This window comes from Streptomyces diastaticus subsp. diastaticus (assembly GCF_011170125.1).
In the GTDB taxonomy this organism is placed as follows: Bacteria; Actinomycetota; Actinomycetes; order Streptomycetales; family Streptomycetaceae; genus Streptomyces; species Streptomyces diastaticus.
On the sequence record NZ_BLLN01000005.1, the window covers coordinates 15,628 to 35,144 of the forward strand.

A 19,517-nucleotide genomic window follows, 5' to 3' on the forward strand; every position below is an offset into this window, starting at 1 on the left:
TGCGACAGTCGTCAGTTCGAGGGATACGCGGGCTCAGAGTTCTCGGCATGAGTGTCGACGCGGACCTCGCCAGCACCGCGGCTTCGTACGCTGGTGAACACCCGGATCGGCCCTCCACCGGCCTCATCGCGCGCCTGCTCGTCGGAGCGCACGTCAATCTCGAAGTCCGCCTGAACCCGGTACCCGGTAGCGAGATCGATCGGCTCGAAAGCATCGGCGACCAGAACCTCCGCCTGCACGGTCTTCCCCCAGCCCAGATGAACGGCGATCCACCCGACTCCGCTTATCCGAGCGCCAGTTCAACACGATGTGAGGCATCCGCAACGTGGAGCCGGCCCGTAGCACCTGAGGGAACTGGATGCTGCCGCCCGCATCGCGCAGCCACGCCTCACCGCTGAAGCTCACCGACGGCGGCAGCGTCACCAGCGTCCTGAGCGCCCTACGCGCATGCGTGAACCCGAACCGGGGCAGCGTCCGGATCCTCCAACTCAGTCGCTTCCACCACATTCCGTCACGGTCGAGCCAGAGGGTATAACCGACCACGATCACGTCCTGGCGACCCACGTTGGTGACGGAAGCCGAGATCACCCAACGCCCGTCCTCCTGGCGCTCGCGTATCGCAAAGACCTGCACCCTCCCGCCCGTCAGCCAGTGAGCGCTTTCAGCGTTGCATCTCCAGAGTGAGGACGGCTTTGGTGATGACGCTCATGCGGTTGGGGCTGATGCGGGTTCTGCGGAAGATCTGCCAGGACTTCAGCCGTGCCATGCCTCTTTCGACCGGTGCGCGGGCCGCGGGCAGGGCCTGGTTCTGGGTCCGCTCGGTGAGGGTGAGTTCACCGCCTGGCGGGCGGTGCTTGGCGGTGGTGACCCAGTCGCCCGCACTGATGTAGGCCATGTCGGCGAGGACGGGGAGGCCCTGGCGGGCGCTGATCCGGAGGATCTTGTGGGTGCGGGTGGCCGTCAGATCGTGGGTCCGGCCTGGCAGTGCAGGCGACAGCCACAGAACCTCGCTGGCCGGGTCCGTGACGACCTGCACGTTCACTCCGTGCCGCTTGTGTTTCGAGGGGTAGTCGGCCCTGCGGTCGCCGACGCGGTCGCATTCTGCGAGTGTGCCGTCCAGGAGGACGAAGTCCGGGTCGTGTGCGCGCAGCGTCTTCAGTAGGCCGGGCGCCTGTTCGGCGAGCAGACCGGTGACCGTGGTGACGTGGGCGTGGGCGGTGCCGACAGATATCCCGAAGGCTGCGGCGATACGGGCGAGGGTGTCGTGGTGACGCAGGTACAGGAGTGCGACCAGCGCACGGCGGTGCGGTGGGAGTTTGCACCGACGGTCACCTCACGGGTGACGATGAGTATCGTGACTCACTCGACCAGGGCGTGGGGCAGGTCGAGTGCGGCAGGATACGGAACCAACAGGGCTCCTGTGCTGCTGAGCTGAGACGTCGAACACCTCCCTCAACGGCACGGGAGCCCTGTCCGTTGCGCACCCCGACCTCCACACCGCCCCGTCACCCGATCAGTGGCCCCACTGAAAGCGCTCAGTGACTCCAGACCTGCCAGACAACTCCGAAAGCACCTGTAACCGCACCGGACACAGCAAGCGCAGACGTCCAACTCATGGTCAGCGAACGTATAGATGGGCCCGCGAACACACCAGAGGGCCTCCGGCAGCCCCTGGGTGCGTCGGGGTTACGGGCCAGGGCGTACGGCGGCGGCCGCAGTCCGCGCCTTCGGCAGCGCGATGCCCTGGGCCTGAGCCGTTACCCCAGGCCGTAGCGTCCACGGCACCGGGCTCGTCTCCATCAGCCACTCGTTCGACAGCGGCCGCCGCACGATGAAGCTCCGTACCGACCGGCAGACATCCCAACCCAACCCCGAGCACAGCTGGTTGTAGGAGGGGCCGTGGCCGTGCTCGGCCCGGAAGGCCACGGTGAACTCGGCTGCCTGCGGACCACGGTCAGGGTGTGCCTCCTTCCACTCGCCGTAGGAGTTCTTGATCCACTTGGGGACGAACTGCGGCTGGACCCGCTCCATGAATGCGGCAGCGACCTGTCCCGGTTCGAGCGCGCACACGGCGCAAAACTCGACGGCCTCGGCGTGCCGCCGCAGCGCGGGGGGCGCCGCAGCGCGGGGGGCGCCGCAGCGCGGGGGGCGCCGCAGCGCGGGGGGCGCCGCAGCGCGGGGGGCGCCGCAGCGCGGGGGGCGCCGCAGCGCGGGGGGCGCCGCAGCGCGGGGGGCGCCGCGTTCTTCCACTTGGTCCAGGCGGCAGCGTCGAACCGAACCGTCGACCTCGCGCGGCGCTCGACCTGCCCTTCGGCCTTCGCAGCCTCCGCCGTCCGCTCGCCTTCCAAGGGACGGAGCAATCCCGAATCGTGGGCCGGGTGCCGTCGGCCCGCCGCCGGACCGCCACTTCGAAGACGGTGGGCGCCGCCCACCGCACCGGCCTCCAGATCCGCCTGAGGTCATCGCGCGGCGCCTTCCTCCGCCGCCCATTCGTGTCCGAGGTCGACGAGTTCGGCGCGCTGGTGTGCAGTGAGCTTGGCGCGTCGCGCCTTGGTGTTGCTGAACCAGACGCCGACCGCGACCGTGGCCCCGTCGGGCATGGTCTCGACCTCGGCTCGCGGCGGGGTGAGGCGGCCCGTGCGGGCGATGTACTGGCGTAGTGCCGCGACGCCCCGGGGGAAACCCTTGGATGGCGTCGGGATAGTGGAGCTAGGCGGGGCCGGAGCAGGGACGGTCTCGGCGACCGGCAGTGCGGGGCTGGCGGGCGGCGTCGTTGGTGTGCGTGGGCTGAGGCCGAGCTTGGTGAGGAGCTCGATCTGTCCGGGCATCAGGGTGTTCCAGACCTCGGGGTCGGTCTGGTGGTGCAGCCATTTGCCGACGTCCATAGCGTGGACGGTGAGGCCGGGGAACACGGTGACGGGGCCGGGCTCTTCGCGGAGGAGGGTGCGGGCGGCCGTGTAGTGGCGCTGCCACTCCACAGGCCAGTCGGGGTTCCAGTAGGGGTCGATCGCGGTGAGGGCGTCGCGGCGGAGACGGGCGCGTTCGGGGTCGGTGCCCAGTCCGCCGGGCTTGCGAAGGTGCGCGAGCCACTGCCCGACCGGTACGTCGTCGATCACCGCGCTCCTGGGCGCCGCGAGGGTGGCGTACTTCGCGTAGTAGCGTCGCGCGGCCGGAAGCTTTTTCCAGAACGCGGCGTCGGCGACGGACCAGATCATTCCGTAGTCGTCGAGGAGCTTGGCGCGCCAGGCTTTGATGGTCCCTTCGACGAACGCGCGCCGCTGCTCGCTGGTCCAGGAGCCCAGGGGGTAAGTGCCGCCGCCGGGGTCGTCTACGACGGTGTCGATGGGGATGTGCGCGTGGCCGTGGTGGTCGGCCCACTCGCGGAAGCGCTCGAAGCCCTGGAGCCAGGTAGTGGAGTCGGGCTGGAGGACGCGGGTGCGCAGGAACGCGGCGAGGACATCGGGGTTGCGGGGGAGGGAGAAGTGCAGCAGTGGCATGTTCGCCGTAGCAGCGTCCCTTGGCGGCTGGGTGCCGGTGGTCTGCTTTTCGCTGGTGTCGTCGGTGGCGGGGGTGTCCTCGGCGGTCTTCGGGCTGGCGGCGGGTTCGGCCTGGGGGTCGAGGTTGAGGGTGGGGGTGCTCGCTCCGCGCTGGGTGGTGCGTTGCGGCAGCATCCGCTCCAGGATGTTTTCGTCGTACGCGCGCAGCCCCTGGAGCACGGCGACGAGGGGGCGGTAGCTCGGGGAGGAGACCATGTGGTCGGGGTCTTCGCCGGGCTCCAGGAAGACGGGGACCACGATCCGGGCGACCTTGCCCTCTTCGGGCTCCTGGCGCAGTGCGCGGCCGATGATCTGGATGATCTGCACGGTGGACTGGCGGGTGTCGGCGAAGACGACCGCGTCGACGCCGCGGCGGCCTCTGATGTCGACGCCTTCGCCGAGGACCTGGCAGCTGCTCAGGAACGAGACGTCGCTGACCCAGCCTTCGTGGTCCAGGCCGTCGGCGAACCGGTTCAAAACGGTGCGCCGGTGCTGGGCGGGGTGTTCGCCGCTGAGCCAGTCGGCGTGGACGCGTTTGGGATAGGTGGCCGGGTCGCTCTCATACAGTTCTGCGGCCGTGGCCGGCAGAGCCCGGGCAAAGGACATGGCCTCTGCGGTGAGGGTGTGGAAGGTCATCACGCTGCGGACCCCGGTGAGGTCGGTGTACTTCAGCAGGGCGGCCTGGAGAGCGGCCAGGCGTCGGCCGCGGAACTCTTCGCGGGAGGCCGTCGAGCCGGGGGGCTCGGGGTCGCGGATCTCCAGGACGTCGACCTCGAAGCGCGCAAGGATCGCCTTCTCGATTGCCTCCATCAGGCCGAGGTCGTGGAGTACGGGCCCGAAGATCGCGGGGTCGTTCATCGAGGCGATCGGACGTGCCAGGCCGCCCGTCGCCGTTGCGGAGGTGTCCCACAGGCGCGGGGTGGCGGTCATGTAGAGACGCCGGGCCGCGGGGATGCGGTCCTGATCGTGCACGGCGGTCCACGCCTTGTCGAGGTCCCCGGCGAAGTGGTGCGCCTCGTCGATCACGAGGAGGTCGAAGGGGCGCAGCCGCTGGCCGTAGGTGCCGCGCATCGCCTCCTCCAGGACGCTCAGGGCGAGTTCGGTCTCGTCCTGGTCGTCGGCGAGGCCCTGGGGGGAAAGGCTGGCGTTGGTCGCGAACATGAGCGTGGGCTGGTCCCTGGTCCACAGCGCCAGCTGGGTCGGGTTGGTCGTGCAGCGCACGTCCAGGCTCTCCAGCAACGGGGCGGTGCCGAGGTGGCACACGGCGACCCCGGGCGTGCGGTGCCCGGCCCGGCGCCAGGACTGCACGGTCTGGGTCAGCAGGTCCAGCGTGGGCACCAGCACCCCGGTCAGCCCGCGGGGGGCCAGTTTCAGAGCGGCGACAGCCGCCGAGACCGTCTTGCCGGTGCCGGGCGCCGAACAGAGCTGTCCGCGTAGGCCTCGGGCAGGCTGATCCCCGTTTCGGGCCCCATGAAGGCCGTCGATAAGTGCGGGAACTGCCTCTTTCTGGTGCCGCCGGAGCCGAAGAACCTCTCCCACTGCTGCGCCTCACTTCCCCACCAACAGGTGAATTGAGAGAAATTCTTCAGAGAGATATCCGCTCAGCCCGGAGCTCTAACCAATACATCGAGCGCAGGCCGGGCGGACACCGCGGAGCGCTCTTTCAGGCGCCTTCCCTTGCTGGCGCTTCAAGACACCACATCCGTCAACGAGTGTCCAATCAGAGCCCGATGTATCCTCAGCAGCGTCCAATGCTCGCCTAACAGCTGCCCAATCTCTGTAAACTGAGGGGCATGGATGCAGCTAACGACCCCGTAGCAGCCCTTCTCGAAGAAGCACGCCGACGCAAGACCATGCCGCCGCCCGCCGAGCGCCAACGCCTTCGAGAGGCAGCCGGGTTGACTCGCGGCCAGGTCGCCGAAGCGTGCCAGGTCGGCCGCCAGACGATCGCGAACTGGGAGGAGGGAAAGACCATCCCCCAGCCGCCCGGCGCCACGGCCTACGCACGCCTCCTCGACGGCCTCAAGGAACTCCACCCCACCCCGACGGAACCCCGCCCGGCCCCGGCCGCCGGGGACGAGACCGCCCCCCGGCCCGACGACAGGGTCTCCCCCCAGCCGGAGCCCGTGACCACACCGGCCCCTCCCCACGCGGCCGCGCTGTCACCCACCCCTGCACCGAACCGCACCCGGCCTCAGCGCAGGGCCCGTTCGTCCGCACACGCCCAAGACGCCTCCACAGGACTCATCACCGCCAGCGTCCACGAGGAGCTGGAGAAGGCCGGCGGCGACGTCGACGCCGCCCAGGCGGCCCTCATCAAGCGCGCCATCGACGACGTCATGATTCTCTGGCGCGACCTGCGCGCCACGGGCCGCTACGAGTACACCGCCTACCCGGCCCTTCCCGAGATCTTCAAGAAGCCCTCGAAGAAGGAACCGGACCAGATCTGGGAAGCCCGCCCCGGTTTCCGCCACCCCGACTACTCCCTGCGCGCCCACGGCGACACCCTCGTCACCGCCCTGGACGCCAACGCCGCCTACCTGTCCGCGATGAAGTGCTGGCTGCCGATCGGCAAGCTCGAACACAGCGCCGGCACCGACGGCGTCGACCCCAAGCGCTCCGGTGTCCACCTCATCACCCCCGCACCCTGGAACCACCGCCACCTGCCCAACCCCCTCGGTGACCGCGACACCGAGGGCGCCCTGTGGGTCACCGACGCCACCCTGCGCCTCCTGCTGCGACTGTCCGGGCCCAAGTACGGGCTGACCGAGCAGCCCACCGTCCACGAGTCCTGGACCTCCCACGCCACCGAGAATTTCCTCGACGCGCTCCGCAAGGCCCTCACCGCCGCCCGCGCGACGGCCATCGCCAACGACGACACCCTCACCACCGAGTACGTGAAGGCCATGTACTCGAAGTTCATCTCGACCATGGGGGAGTCGATCCACAACCGCGAGATCAAGCGGCCCGACTGGATGCACATCATCCACAGCCAGGCGTACGCCAACCTCTGGGGCAAGGCCTACAAGGCCCACCAGGCCGGCCTGGAGATCGTCCTCATGGCCGGCACCGACGAACTCCACGTCACCGGCGACTGGCGCCAGGTCTTCACCGAAGGCCGCGGCGTCTCGGAGATGAAGATCAAGTACGGAGACTCCAAGGCGTCCGGCGAATACGTCGTCGGCAGGGTCACCCGCTGATGGCCAGCCGCTGGATGATCCTGGGCCACTACCAAGCCCGCGGCCAAGAAGGCTGGGAAGCCCTCGCCCAGGGCATCGAGGACATGGTCACCGGCATCAGCTCCAGCGTCGAGACCGAACGAGGCCTCGCCGCCCGCCTGCGCTACCTCACCACCTCCGACGCCGGGTACGAAGCCATGGACCGCGCCGGCATCCACGTCACCCCCAAGACCCTGATGGCCTGGCTCGCCGAAGAGGTCACCCCCAACCGCGCCAACCGAGCCCGCCTCGACGCCGCCTACTGGGACCTGCGCCGTCAGAACGTCGCAGCCGACCTCAAACGCCGACTCAACAACGACGGCCGCGGAACCCGCCTCGAGGTCAACGGCGTCGACCAGTCCGCCGTCGAACGCCGCCACCAGCGCGACCTCCCGCCCCGTTCCGTCAACGTCCGAGGCATCTGGGACCGCGCTGTCGACGCCTGGCTCGCCGAGGACGAGCACGAACTCGACGCCATCTGGGACGAGATCCTTGTCAACCACTTCGGAAGCGACCGCGACAAGTACAGCAAGGTCTCCTCAATCGGCTGGTCCGCCTGAATGGGATTGATGTACGGATAGGTAACACCTGACCTGGCTCACTGAGCCTTTTCCATCATCGGCCTGAGCTGGCCAGATGCAGGGCCAGGACGGCTTGGATGAGGGCGGTGATCCGGGTGGTGGAGCATCGGAGCTTCCGCAGGAGCCGCCAGGACTTGAGGGTGGCCATGGCGTGCTCGACGAGGGCACGGATCTTCGCGTGGGACCGGTTGACCGCCTGCTGGCCGGTGGAAAGGCTGTTCCAGCGCCCCCAGTACGGGGTGCGGACGGTGCCGCCGGCGCCGCGGTAGCCCTTGTCCGCCCAGCAGGTGACGTCGGCTTGGGCGAGGGCGTCGACGATGCCGTGTTCGCGGGCCGCGCGGATGTCGTGGACGGCCCCTGGCAGGGCCGCTGAGGCCCACAGCAGTCGGCCGAAGGGATCGGCGAGGACCTGCACGTTCATCCCGTGCTTCTTGTGTTTGCCCGAGTAGAAGGGGCGGTCGGCCGCGATGCGGTCGATCGGCAGAAGTGTGCCGTCGAGCAGGACGAACGCCTTCGTCGAAGCGGTGCGGACGGCGTCGGCCAGGGTGGGCGCGAGGTCGGCCAGGAGGTCCACGGCCTCGGTGACGTAGCGGTAGGCGGTCGTGGTCCCGACGCCGAAGCCGGCGGCCAGCTGGGCGTAGGTGTGTCCCACCCGCAGGTGAGCGAGCGCGAGAAGGGCCTGCCGGCCCGCGCCCAGCCGCCGCCACCGGGAGCCGATCGCACGATGGTGCGCCCGCAGTTGCCGTGCGAGGAAGCGCAGGGTGGAACTGGACACGTCGATGCCGGACGAGTAGACAAGCATGTGAAGCCTCTGGTGGAGACGGTTCTCTTGGTCGAAAACCCATCTACCAGGGGCTTCGCCTCGCTGTCAGGCCAACTGCTCAATCCGCACGGCAGGTTGGAAAAGGCTCACTGAGAAGCGGCCTGGAAGGATGTTGCAGTGCCCAAGCCGTATCCCAAGGAGTTCCGCGAGGACGTCGTGCGGGTCGCGCGCAACCGCGAGCCCGGCGTCATGCTGGAACAGATCGCCGCCGACTTCGGCATCCACCCGATCACGCTGTCGAAGTGGCTGCGCCGTGCCGACGCCGACGAGGGCGCCAGGCCCGCAACGGCGTCGGGCGAGTCGGCCGAGCTGGCCGAGGCCCGCAAACGCATCCGGCTCCTGGAGCAGGAGAATGAGGTTCTGCGGCGGGCTGCGGCGTATCTGTCGCAAGCGAACCCGCCGACAAAATGATGTACCCGCTCGTCCGCGAGCTGGCCGCCGCCGCTGCCCCTTGCCGGGTGCCGGTGGCGGTGACGTGCCGGGTGCTCGGGCTGGCCCGCCATCCCTACTGCCGGTGGCTGTACCGGCCGGTCACCGACGCCGAGATCGCCGAGGCATACCGTGCCGATGCTCTGTTCGCCGCTCACCGTGACGATCCCGAGTTCGGTCACCGCTTCCTCCTCGACGAGGCCCATACCGCCGGTGAGCCCATGGCCGAGCGGACCGCCTGGCGGATCTGTCGTGACAACGGCTGGTGGAGTGCCTTCGGCAAACGAAGAGGCGGGCAAGAACGCCAAGGCCGGGCCGTCTGCCCACGATGACCGGGTGCGGCGGGACTTCACCGCTGCAGGGCCGAACCAGCTGTGGCTCACGGACATCACTGAGCACGCCACCGGCGAGGGCAAGCTGTATCTGTGTGCCGTCAAGGACGTGTACTCCGGCCACATCGTGGGCTACTCCCATCGACGCCCGGATGGAGTCCCGCCTCGCCGCGGCCGCGCTGGAGTCCGCCGTCGCCCGCCGCGGCCAGGTCGCCGACTGCGTGGTGCATTCGGCCCGCGGGACGCAGTTCCGCTCACGGAAGTTCGTGTCCGTTCTCGCACGTCACGACCTGGTCGGCTCCATGGGCCGGGTCGGTGCGGCCGGCGACAACGCGGCCATGGAGAGCTTCTTCGCGCTGCTCCAGAAGAACGTGCTCGACCGCCGCACCTGGGCCACCCGTCAGGAGCTGAGGATCGCGATCGTCACCTGGATCGAGCGCACCTACCACCACAGACGGCGCCAGATCCGCCCGGGCCGATGGACGCCCGCCGAGTACGAAACCATCATGGCCCCTCACACAGCACTCGCTGCGTAAACCCCCACTGTCACCCGATCACGCAGCAGTCCCGGCCGTTGAATCAGTAGTTATATAAGGAGTTAGTACTGCAACGGTGCTTACCGTGACAGTTGTCGGGTTCGCTCGTTGGGCTGTTCATGGGTGGGGATATATCCGAGATCGATGCTCGTCGCTGGTTGGACGGGCTGGCAGGGTTGCACGAGCGGTTTGCCCATCGGTTCGCGCGGAGCGAGTCGCGGGAGTCGGTGCTGGCCTACATGAAGGGTCTGCTGTCGCCGCTGGAACGCAAGAACGGCTGGACGGTGGCCGAGGAAGCCGGCCATAGCGGTCCGGACCGGATCCAGCGGCTGTTGAACCGGATCGACTGGGACGCGGACGGGGTGCTCGACGACGTGCGCGAGTACGTCGTCGAGCACCTGGCAGATCCTGGCGGCGTGCTGATCGTGGACGACACCGGGTTCTTGAAGAAGGGCTTGCGGTCGGCCGGCGTCCAGCGCCAGTACTCCGGCACCGCCGGCCGCACCGAGAACTGCCAGGTGGGAGTATTCCTCGCCTACTCGGGCGAGCGGGGCCGGACGTTGATCGACCGGTCGCTCTACCTGCCGAAGTCATGGACGGACGACCGCGTGCGTTGCCGGGATGCGGGGATCGGCGACGACGTCGAGTTCGCCACGAAGGTCCAACTCGCCCGGCAGATGGTCCGCCGTGCGATCGACGACGAGATCCCCTTCCGCTGGGTGACCGCGGACGCGGGCTACGGCTACAGCAAGGGCTGGCGCTACGAACTCGAGCAGGCCGATGTCTTCCACGTCGTGGCCACCACCAGGCACGACACCGTCGTCACTCGGCGGGCCCTGGACCATCCCCTCCACGACCTGATGGCCGATCTGCCCCGGCAGAAGTGGAAGCGCCGCTCCTGCGGCGAGGGCGCCCACGGCCCGCGGATCTATGACTGGGCGCGTGTCGAAGTCCGGCCCTGGCACCGACCCGACCGCAAGCACTGGGTCCTGGCCCGCCGCAGCATCTCCGACCCGACGAAGGTCGCCTACTACATCGCCTACGCGCCCGCCGAGGCCACGCTCAACGAGCTGATCGCCGTCGCGGGTGCCCGCTGGGCGATCGAGGAGTGTTTTCAAACCGCGAAGGGCCAGTGCGGCCTGGACGACTACCAGGTCCGCCGCCACCCGGGCTGGCACCGGCACATCACCCTCGCGATGGCCGTTCACGCCTACCTGACCGTCGTGCGGGCCCAGCAGCTTGAAAAGGGGCCGGACCTGCTCGAACGCCAGACCTGATCTCACTCACCGTCCCCGAGATCCGCCGGTTGATCACCGGCCTCACGCAGCCTGTCCACCGCAGCATCGCCCACGTCCTGCACTGGTCCCGTTGGCGGCGACGGCGCCAGCACCAGGCTCGGACCAGCCACTACAAGAGACGAGGCCACAGCCCAAGAACTGAAGCCTCGTCACGATAAGCACCGTTGCAGTATTAGACCGTGTCCTATGTGGGGTCGGCTCGTTGGACTCGTCATGGGGCGGGGTACGTGGAGTTGGATTGTTCCGGACGGGCTGTGGGAGATCGCGGAGCCGCTGATCCCACCGTCAAAGGTGCGGCCGCAGGGCGGCGGGACTCAGGACACGCCCGATGAGACTCTGTTCGCCGCGATCATCTACGTCCTGGTCAGCGGGTGCGCCTGGCGGGCCTTGCCGCCGTGCTTCGGGATATCGAAGTCGACGGCCCACCGAAGGTTCCTGATCTGGTCAAGAGCCGGCGTGTGGGGCCGACTGCACGAGGAGATCCTGCACCGGCTGAACGACGCCGGCCTGCTCGACCTGTCCCGGGCCGTGCTCGACTCCGCCCACCTGAGGGCTAAAAAGGGGGCGAACTCACAGGTCCGAGCCCCGTGGACCGGGGCAAGCCGGGCTCCAAGATGCACGTCCTGTCGGACGCGAACGGACTGCCCCTCCTCGTCGGCCTCTCCGCGGCCAACACCCACGACAGCCTCGCGCTGAAGCCGATGGTCGAGGGTCACCAAACGAGACACGACCCCCACCGCAGCCGGTACTTCAAGCCTCAGCGCCTGCATGCGGACAAAGCCTACGACGTCCCCCACCTGCGGAAATGGTTATGGGGCAAGCACATCGGCGTACGCATCGCCCGCAAGGGAGTCGAGTCCAGCGAACGCTTGGGACGCCGCAGATGGGTCATCGAGCGGACCATGTCCTGGCTGACCGGCTACCGCAGACTGAACCACCGCTACGAACGCCATCCCCGCAACTACCTGGCCTTCCTCGGCCTCGCCGCCGCCCTCTGCTGCTACAAACGCCTCGCTCGACTCACCACATAGGACACGGTCTTACGAGCTGGTGCGTGATAGCGGGTGAGGCGTCGTTGCTGGCTGATGGCATGATCCGGTTATGGCGATCATGGTCAATCGGGCGGTGCTGGCGCATCGGCTGTTCACAGGGATCTCTCGGCATCATCTCGCGCGTCTGGTCGAGGAGTTGGCGGCGTCATGGCAAGCCGGTCTTGAGGGACGCCGTCACGCTGCACGAGGTGGGGCCAGAAAGCGGGCTGCGGGCGCCGGAGCCCGTCACCAGCTGGTGTTCGTCGACCGGCTGGTGGCCACCCTGATCCATCTGCGCCATGATCTGCCGCATTCGGTGCTGGGACTGCTGTTCGGCGTCGACCGCTCCACCGTCACCCGCGCCATCGGTGAGATTCGCGCCCTGCTGGCCTCACGCGGATGCGCGGTGACCGACCGCCCCGGGCTTCGTCTGCACACGCTGGCGGACGTGTTCGCCTACGCCCAGGCCGAGGGCATCAACCTGCGCCTGGACGCCACCGAGGTTCAAGTCCGCAGGCCACCGGCCGGCCGCGGCGGCAGGCGGGCGTTCGTCTCGGGCAAGAAGAAACAGAACACGATGAAGGCCACCGTCATCGCAGACGATCAGGGCCGCACGTTATGGACCGACGCCCTCCGACCTGGGCGCATGCATGATGCGACCGCCGCCCGCAACGAAGGTATCGCCGCGTGCTTCCAGCACTTTCCCACGGTGGAAGTGCTGCTGGACGACGGCTATCTCGGCCTCAGACGTGACCACCCCGGCCAAGCCATCACACCGCCCAGAAAGCCGAACAAGATCGCCTTCCCACACGTGCACGCGGCAAGAGAACAAGCCCGTCACGAGCACTCATCGAAGCGCATCACCGTTGAGCACGCCCTCGCCGACCACAAACGCTGGAAGCAACTGACCCGCTGGATGCACCGCCGCGACCGTCTGCCCGACACATACCGCGCCATCGCCGGCCTCGTCTCCGACCGCAACATCACCTCCTGATAGCAGGCCACGGCCAGGACAGACACGCCTCACCCGCTATCACGCACCAGCTCGTTACTGATCGTTTCAGAATGAGTTTGGCTGCGGGTCTTGTGCTCGGCGATCTTGGTCGGCAGTGTGTCCGGAGTGCGTGCTGATCTTGTTCCTGACGACCTGTGGGAGCGGGTTGCTCCGCTGCTGCCACCTGCTCCTGAACGGCGCCACCGTTACCCCGGACGGTTGCGGGTTCCCGACCGGGCGGCACTCGCCGGCGTCATGTATGTGCTGCGGACCGGTGTCGCCTGGCGCGACGTTCCCGCGGAGGCCGTGGGCTGCTCGGGGGTGACGGCCTGGCGCCGGCTGCGGGACTGGACCGAGGCCGGTGTCTGGCCCCGCCTGCACGCCATCTTGCTGAGTGAGCTGCGCCGCGCCGGCCTGCTGGACCTGGACGACTGCGCCGTGGACGGGTCCCATGTCCGGGCTCTCAAAGGGGGGATCACACCGGGCCCTCGCCGGTCGACCGCGCCCGTCCCGGCTCAAAACATCATGTGATCGTCGACCGCCACGGAACTCCGCTGGCCGTCACACTCACCGGCGGCAACCGGCACGACGTCACCCAGCTTCTGCCTCTGCTGGACGCGGTCCCACCGATCCGGGGTCTACGAGGACGCCCCCGCCGAAAACCCCGGCGTCTGTATGCCGACCGGGGCTACGACTTCGACAAGTACCGCCGCCTGCTGTGGAAGCGCGGCGTTGAACCGGTGATCGCCCGACGCGGTGTCGCCCACGGCTCAGGACTGGGCAAGGTGCGCTGGGTGGTCGAGCGCACCTTCGCCTGGCTGCACCAGTTCAAACGGCTCCGCATCCGCTACGAGCGACGCGCCCATCTTCACCAGGGCCTGCTCGAACTGGCCTGCAGCCTCATATGCCTCCGCCGCCTGCGAACCTCATTCTGAAACGATCAGTTAGACCGAAACCCCTTCTGACCTGGCGAACGTGAGGCAGGAAGGGGGTCGCGGAGTATCCCTGGGACTCTTCTGGGACTTCTGGCCAGGCTCGGAGTCTTCGAGCGGCACGATCGTGCGCCTGCCGAAAGATCCGCTGCTCTCGTCAGTCGACGGCCTGGATGTCCTCGACCGGGAAGGGCACGAAGGTGCTGCTGTTCTGGTCGATGAGCAGCTGCCGGCCGAGGGGTGGTGCGGCCCGCTGGGAGCAGTCAAGGCGTTCACAGACGCGACAGCCCATGCCGATGGGGGTGGCCGCGGAGGCGCTGGTGAGGTCGAGGCCGTCGGAGTAGACGAGGCGGTGGGCGTGGCGGATCTCGCAGCCGAGACCGACGGCGTAGGTCCTGCCGGGCTCGCCCCAGCCTCCGCGGTGGCGGGTGACGGCTCGCGCGGTCCACAAGTACCGCTGCCCGTCGGGCATTTCGGCAATCTGGATGTGGATGCGTCCCGGGGCGGCGAACGCCTCGTAGACGTTCCAGAGAGGGCAGGTGCCGCCGGCTCGGGAGAAGTGGAAGCCGGTCGCCGACTGGCGTTTTGAAAGGTTGCCCGCTCGGTCGACGCGGACGAAGGAGAACGGCACCCCGCGGAGCCTGGGGCGCTGGAGGGTGCTGAGCCGATGGCAGATGGTCTCGTAGCCGAGACCGAAGTGGTCGGTGAGACGTTCGATGTCGTAGCGGGCTTCCTCGGCCGCCGTGTGAAAGGCGGCGTAGGGCAGGATGAGCGCGGCTGCGAAGTAGTTGGCGATGCCGATGCGGGCGAGCGCGTGGGTGGGCGATCCGGGCGGGAAGTCCTCGGTGGCCAGCCGGTCGAGGCCCTCGCCGTGTTCGAGCATCGCCAGTTGGGTCGCCATGCGGAAGGCCCGCTGACCGGGCCGTAGCCGCGAGGACAGGTGAAGGGTGCGGCTTGCGTCGTCGTAGCGGTGCAGCCGTGCGCCGGGCGCGGCGGCCAGGTGAACGCCGTGCTCCTTGGCGAGTCTCGTGGTGAGGGCCCCGATCACCTCCCCCGGCCTTACTCCGATCTCCGCGGCGAGGCGTTCGGCCGCCAGGTCGGTGTCGTGGAGGTAGTTCTGGCGGCGGTAGAAGAAGTCACGGACCTGCTCGTGCGGCGTGGAGGTGGTTCCCCGGTCCCGGTCCCGGCCGTCCGCCGCCCCGGCCAGGCGTTCGGACAGCTCCTGGTTGCGGCGGCCGAGGTCGAGCAGGACCTTGGCGACGCCGGGCAGCCGGGCGGCCAGGTCACCGAGATCGGCCGCGGACACCTTGGACTCGGCGATCTCGCCGGCGAGGGCTTCACGGAGGTCGGCCAGCAGGCGCGTGGTGTCCCGCTCGGAGAAGAAGCCCGGGTCCACGCCGAACGCCTCGGTCAACCGCAGCAGGACGGGCACGGTGAGGGGGCGGGAGTCGTGCTCCATCTGGTTGAGGTAGCTCGGGGAGATGGCGAGCACGCGGGCGAGGTCCGCCTGGCTCATCCGGCGCTCCTCGCGCAGTCGTCGCAGCCGCGCACCCGCGTACGTCTTGCTCACCGAACCGCTCCCTCGGCAGCTGGGCCTCCGTCGCGGTTCAGCGTAAGGGAGACATCCCCCCTCCGAGCCTTCGCAACATTGGCAAAAAGCGGCGAGAAGATTCGCAAGGATTGGCAGACGTCCCCGCTTGATGGCACTCAGTGCCAGTGCCAGAGTCGTAGTGCGGCCCGCCGGACCCGGCAGGTACAGCCCGGAACCGGGGCACGATTTCTGCCCTGACGTCGGAGATCCCGGCAGCGGCGGGTATCTGCGCCGGCAACACTGCTCAGCTCCACCTCCCAGGTGACGGCGGGCCGCATCCCCGTACGACGACACGTAGTGCCACCTCCGTTCATCCGGACGGTGGAATTGGCAGCCAGTACAGACCGAGGAGACGGAGACAGTCATGGCGGACGCGAGGACGAGCACGCAGGCGGCCGAGGAACTGGCCCGGCGCTGGGCCACCGACCCGCGCTGGCGGGGCATCGAGCGCACCTACAGCGCCGAGGACGTGGTCCGGCTGTCCGGCAGCGTCCGCGAGGAGGCCACCCTGGCCCGGCGCGGCGCCGAACGGCTGTGGCGGCAGCTGCACGAGCTCGACTACGTCCACGCGCTCGGCGCCCTGACCGGCGGCCAGGCGGTGCAGCAGGTGAAGGCCGGGCTCCAGGCGATCTACCTGTCCGGCTGGCAGGTCGCCGCCGACGCCAACCAGGCCGGCCACACCTACCCCGACCAGAGCCTCTACCCCGCCAACTCGGTGCCGCAGGTGGTGCGTCGGATCAACAACGCGCTGCTGCGCGCCGACCAGATCGCCACCGCCGAGAACGCCGGCGACACCACCGACTGGCTCGCGCCCATCGTGGCCGACGCCGAGGCCGGGTTCGGCGGCCCGCTGAACGCCTTCGAGCTGACCAAGGCGATGATCGCGGCGGGTGCGGCCGGCATCCACTACGAGGACCAGCTCGCCTCGGAGAAGAAGTGCGGGCACCTCGGTGGCAAGGTCCTCGTCCCCACCTCGCAGCACATCCGCACCCTGAACGCGGCCCGCCTGGCCGCCGACATCGCCGACGTGCCGACCGTCGTCATCGCCCGCACCGACGCCCTCGCCGCCAACCTGCTCACCAGCGACGTCGACGAGCGCGACGCCGAGTTCGTCACCGGCGAGCGCACGGCGGAGGGCTTCTACCGAGTACGGAACGGGATGGCCCCGGTCATCGCCCGCGGTCTGGCCTACGCCCCGTACGCCGACCTGATCTGGGTGGAGACCGGCACCCCGGACCTGGCGCAGGCCCGCGAGTTCGCCGAGGCGATCCACGCGCGGTACCCGGACCAGATGCTGGCCTACAACTGCTCCCCGTCCTTCAACTGGAAGGCCGCGCTGGACGACGACCAGATCGCCAAGTTCCAGCGCGAGCTGGGCGCCATGGGCTACAAGTTCCAGTTCATCACCCTGGCCGGGTTCCACTCCCTCAACCACGGCATGTTCGACCTGGCCCGTGGCTACGCCGAGCACGGCATGACCGCCTACGTGGATCTCCAGGAGAAGGAGTTCGCCGCGCAGGCGCAGGGCTTCACCGCCGTCAAGCACCAGCGCGAGGTCGGCACCGGCTACTTCGATCTCGTCTCCACGGCCGTCAACCCGGCCTCCTCCACGACCGCGCTGGCCGGGTCCACGGAGGAAGAGCAGTTCCACTAGGCCGCCGAGCCGGACGCCCCGCGTGCGGCCGGCCCCGCCGGCGGAGGGGGACGAACCGTCTCCGTCCCCCTCCGCTCCCACCTCCCAGGAGAGCCCGATGACCACCACCGCACCCACCCACCAGCAGCTCCGTGTCCTCGCCGCGCCCGGTCACCGGCACGACGAGATCCTCACCCCGGCCGCTCTCGCCTTCGTCGGCAAGCTCGTCGAGGCGTTCGCGTCGCGTCGACGGGACTTGATGAAGGAACGCCGCCGGCAGGTACTGCGACTGGCGTCCGGCTCGCCTCTCGACTTCCCCATGGTCACCGCCCGCGTCCGGGCCGACGCCGACTGGCGCGTGGCGCCGCCCGCGCCCGGTCTGACCGACCGCCGGGTGGAGATCACCGGGCCGCCGGAGCGCCGCATGGCCGTCAACGCCCTCAACAGCGGTGCCAAGGTGTGGATGGCGGACTTCGAGGACGCCACCGCCCCGCTGTGGGACAACGTCGTCGGCGGGCAGCTCACCCTCCTGGACGCCATCGAGCGCCGGATCGACTTCACCACGCCCGAGGGCAAGGAGTACCGGCTGGGGGACCGGCTCGCCACCATCATGGTCCGGCCGCGCGGCTGGCACCTCGACGAGGAGCACCTGGAGTACGACGGCCGCCCGGTGCCCGCCGCGCTCGTCGACTTCGGCCTGTACTTCTTCCACTGCGCCCAGCGGCAGATCGACGCCGGGTACGGCCCCTACTTCTACCTCCCCAAGCTGGAGAACAGGTACGAGGCCCGGCTGTGGAACGACGTCTTCCTGCTCGCCCAGGAGCTGCTGGGCATCCCGCGCGGCACGATCCGCGCCACCGTCCTCATCGAGACGATCACCGCCGCGTTCGAGATGGAGGAGATCCTCCACGAACTGCGCGAACACAGCGCGGGACTGAACGCCGGCCGATGGGACTACCTCTTCAGCATCATCAAGACCTTCGGCCACCGCACCGACTTCCTCCTCCCGGACCGGGCGAAGGTCACGATGACCGCCCCCTTCATGCGGGCGTACACCGAACTCCTCGTGCGCACCTGCCACCGGCGCGGCGCGCACGCCATCGGCGGCATGGCCGCCCAGGTGCCGGGCAAGGACCCGGCCGCGAACGAGGCCGCTTTCACCAAGGTCCGCCTCGACAAGGAGCGGGAGGCCGAAGACGGCTTCGACGGCTCCTGGGTCGCCCATCCGGCACTCGTCCGCGTCTGCCGCGACGTGTTCGACGGCGTTCTCGGTGAGCGGCCCCACCAGCTCGACCGCACCCGCGACGACGTCGAGGTCGCCCCGGCCGACCTGCTGTCCGTGCGCCGGATCAGCGGGCCGCCCACCGCTGACGGGGTGCGCACCAATATCTCCGTCACACTGCGGTACTACGCCGCCTGGTTGCGCGGCCAGGGCGCGGTCGCCCTCGACGGGCTGATGGAGGACGCGGCCACCGCCGAGATCGCCCGCGTGCAGATCTGGCAGTGGCTGCGGCATCGGGTGATCGACCGCGAGACGGTGCTCGAACTGCTCGCCGACGAGATCACGGCGCTCGGCGCCGAATACCCGTGGGCCTCGGCCGAAAACATCCGCCCCCTCTTCGAGCAGACCGCGCTGGCGGGTGAGTTGCCGCTGTTCTTCACCCCCGACGCCTACACCCGCCACCTCGTGCGCCGATCGCAGGTGCAGGTGTGAGCGCCGGCGTCACCCGCGTCGGCGTGGTCGGCGGCGGGCAGATGGGCGCGGGGATCGCCGAGGTCTGTGCGCGGGCCGGACTGGACACCGTGGTCTGCGAGGTGGACGCGGTCGCCGCACGCGCCGCGCGGGACCGGATCGCCGGCTCCCTGGACCGAGCCGTACGACGCGGCAAGCTGAGCCGCGAGGCCGCCGCCGACGCCCGTACCCGGCTCGTCTTCACCGGCAGCCTGGACGATCTCGCCGACCGGCAGCTCATCATCGAGGCCGTCATCGAGAATCCGAACGCCAAGACCGAGGTCTTCGCCGCCCTGGACAAGATCGTCGAAGACCCCGCAGCCGTCCTCGCCACCAACACCTCCTCCCTGCCCGTGATGCGGCTCGGCATGGCCACCTCCCGGGCGGACCGGGTCGTCGGCCTGCACTTCTTCAACCCCGTTCCCGTCCTGCCGCTGGTCGAGGTGGTCACCTCGCTGCACACGTCGGCCGGGACGACCGTCCTGGTGGAGGACTTCGCGTCCCGGACGCTCGGCAAGACGGTTGTCCGCTCCAAGGACCGGGCCGGCTTCGTCGTCAACGCGTTGCTCATCCCCTACCTGCTCTCGGCCGTGCGGATGGCGGAGTCCGGGTTCGCCACCGCCGCCGACATCGACGCGGGCATGGAACTGGGCTGCGCCCACCCGATGGGACCGCTGAAACTGGCCGACCTCATCGGCCTGGACACCGTGGTGTCCATCGCGGAGTCCCTCTACGACGAGTTCCGCGAGTCTCTTTACGCTCCTCCTCCGCTGCTCCAGCGGATGGTGGAGGCGGGACTGCTGGGCCGGAAGTCCGGCCGGGGGTTCCACAGCTACGCCCAGGGCTGAGGG

At 69.1% G+C, this 19,517-nt stretch carries 14 protein-coding genes and 2 pseudogenes; 10 read left to right on the forward strand and 6 right to left on the reverse strand.

Going from position 1 to position 19,517, the window contains the following annotated elements:
• Positions 1-11: 11 nt before the first annotated feature.
• The 4 genes and pseudogenes from Sdia_RS17945 to Sdia_RS17960 form a co-directional block, all read right to left on the reverse strand.
• On the reverse strand, positions 12-239 hold the full coding sequence (locus tag Sdia_RS17945; RefSeq protein ID WP_189501244.1) for a hypothetical protein: 228 nt from the start codon (positions 237-239) through the stop codon (positions 12-14).
• Positions 240-661: 422 nt separating this feature from the next.
• Positions 662-1,353 (reverse strand): annotated as a pseudogene (locus Sdia_RS17950) (transposase).
• A gap of 333 nt (positions 1,354-1,686) precedes the next feature.
• Entirely contained in the window at positions 1,687-2,070 is a 384-nt protein-coding gene (locus Sdia_RS17955) for a hypothetical protein (protein WP_189501245.1), read from the reverse strand.
• A 389-nt stretch (positions 2,071-2,459) separates the two neighbouring features.
• Positions 2,460-5,075, reverse strand: coding sequence for a DEAD/DEAH box helicase (locus tag Sdia_RS17960; RefSeq protein ID WP_189501247.1), 2,616 nt, complete (start codon positions 5,073-5,075; stop codon positions 2,460-2,462).
• 254 nt (positions 5,076-5,329) lie between these two features.
• Between Sdia_RS17960 and Sdia_RS17965 the strand changes: the two genes are divergently transcribed.
• On the forward strand, positions 5,330-6,736 hold the full coding sequence (locus tag Sdia_RS17965) for a helix-turn-helix domain-containing protein (protein ID WP_189501249.1): 1,407 nt from the start codon (positions 5,330-5,332) through the stop codon (positions 6,734-6,736).
• On the forward strand, positions 6,736-7,314 hold the full coding sequence (locus Sdia_RS17970) for a transcriptional regulator (protein WP_189501251.1): 579 nt from the start codon (positions 6,736-6,738) through the stop codon (positions 7,312-7,314). Before Sdia_RS17965 ends, Sdia_RS17970 begins: the two co-directional genes overlap by 1 nt.
• A 55-nt stretch (positions 7,315-7,369) precedes the next feature.
• Here Sdia_RS17970 and Sdia_RS17975 read toward each other — a convergent pair whose 3' ends face one another.
• A complete protein-coding gene (locus Sdia_RS17975) occupies positions 7,370-8,137 on the reverse strand; it encodes an IS5 family transposase (RefSeq protein WP_191835362.1) in 768 nt (255 codons plus the stop codon).
• A gap of 138 nt (positions 8,138-8,275) precedes the next feature.
• Here Sdia_RS17975 and Sdia_RS17980 point away from each other — a divergent pair.
• The 5 genes and pseudogenes from Sdia_RS17980 (at position 8,276) to Sdia_RS18000 (ending at position 13,713) form a co-directional block, all read left to right on the forward strand.
• Positions 8,276-9,455: pseudogene (locus tag Sdia_RS17980) on the forward strand (IS3 family transposase).
• Positions 9,456-9,574: 119 nt separating this feature from the next.
• On the forward strand, positions 9,575-10,732 hold the full coding sequence (locus Sdia_RS17985; protein ID WP_191835363.1) for an IS701 family transposase: 1,158 nt from the start codon (positions 9,575-9,577) through the stop codon (positions 10,730-10,732).
• A gap of 234 nt (positions 10,733-10,966) precedes the next feature.
• Positions 10,967-11,784, forward strand: a protein-coding gene (locus Sdia_RS17990; protein ID WP_167848542.1) for an IS5 family transposase whose coding sequence is annotated in 2 segments (ribosomal slippage) — positions 10,967-11,309 and positions 11,309-11,784 — 819 coding nt in all. Because the reading frame shifts where the segments join, the coding sequence is not laid out codon by codon here.
• 79 nt (positions 11,785-11,863) lie between these two features.
• Complete coding sequence (locus Sdia_RS17995) at positions 11,864-12,778, forward strand: transposase family protein (protein ID WP_189501217.1); 915 nt, start codon at positions 11,864-11,866, stop codon at positions 12,776-12,778.
• A 126-nt stretch (positions 12,779-12,904) separates the two neighbouring features.
• Positions 12,905-13,713 (forward strand): IS5 family transposase gene (locus tag Sdia_RS18000; protein WP_189501215.1). Its coding sequence is split into 2 segments (ribosomal slippage): positions 12,905-13,244 and positions 13,244-13,713, totalling 810 coding nucleotides; the frame shifts between segments, so codons are not numbered across the junction.
• 154 nt (positions 13,714-13,867) lie between these two features.
• Here the strand turns inward: Sdia_RS18000 and Sdia_RS18005 are convergent.
• Positions 13,868-15,280: a short-chain fatty acyl-CoA regulator family protein gene (locus Sdia_RS18005; RefSeq protein ID WP_189501212.1), complete on the reverse strand. Its 1,413-nt coding sequence runs from the start codon at positions 15,278-15,280 to the stop codon at positions 13,868-13,870.
• Positions 15,281-15,665: 385 nt separating this feature from the next.
• Between Sdia_RS18005 and aceA the strand changes: the two genes are divergently transcribed.
• From aceA to Sdia_RS18020, 3 genes are all read left to right on the forward strand, one after another.
• Positions 15,666-16,955: an isocitrate lyase gene (gene aceA / locus Sdia_RS18010; RefSeq protein ID WP_189501210.1), complete on the forward strand. Its 1,290-nt coding sequence runs from the start codon at positions 15,666-15,668 to the stop codon at positions 16,953-16,955.
• A 97-nt stretch (positions 16,956-17,052) separates the two neighbouring features.
• Entirely contained in the window at positions 17,053-18,648 is a 1,596-nt protein-coding gene (gene aceB / locus Sdia_RS18015; protein ID WP_189501208.1) for a malate synthase A, read from the forward strand.
• Positions 18,645-19,514, forward strand: a complete 870-nt coding sequence (locus tag Sdia_RS18020; protein ID WP_189501206.1) for a 3-hydroxybutyryl-CoA dehydrogenase — start codon at positions 18,645-18,647, stop codon at positions 19,512-19,514. The genes aceB and Sdia_RS18020 overlap by 4 nt, the downstream gene beginning before the upstream one ends.
• The last annotated feature ends 3 nt before the right edge of the window (positions 19,515-19,517 follow it).

What these genes read in the sequence shown, in the direction of transcription:
- Sdia_RS17975 (WP_191835362.1), bottom strand. Translation starts at nt 8,137, where the DNA reads ATGCTTGTCTACTCGTCCGGCATCGACGTGTCCAGTTCCACCCTGCGC.
- Sdia_RS17965 (WP_189501249.1), top strand. Translation starts at nt 5,330, where the DNA reads ATGGATGCAGCTAACGACCCCGTAGCAGCCCTTCTCGAAGAAGCACGC.
- Sdia_RS17970 (WP_189501251.1), top strand. Translation starts at nt 6,736, where the DNA reads ATGGCCAGCCGCTGGATGATCCTGGGCCACTACCAAGCCCGCGGCCAA.
- aceB (WP_189501208.1), top strand. Translation starts at nt 17,053, where the DNA reads ATGACCACCACCGCACCCACCCACCAGCAGCTCCGTGTCCTCGCCGCG.
- Sdia_RS17995 (WP_189501217.1), top strand. Translation starts at nt 11,864, where the DNA reads ATGGTCAATCGGGCGGTGCTGGCGCATCGGCTGTTCACAGGGATCTCT.
- aceA (WP_189501210.1), top strand. Translation starts at nt 15,666, where the DNA reads ATGGCGGACGCGAGGACGAGCACGCAGGCGGCCGAGGAACTGGCCCGG.
- Sdia_RS17985 (WP_191835363.1), top strand. Translation starts at nt 9,575, where the DNA reads ATGGGTGGGGATATATCCGAGATCGATGCTCGTCGCTGGTTGGACGGG.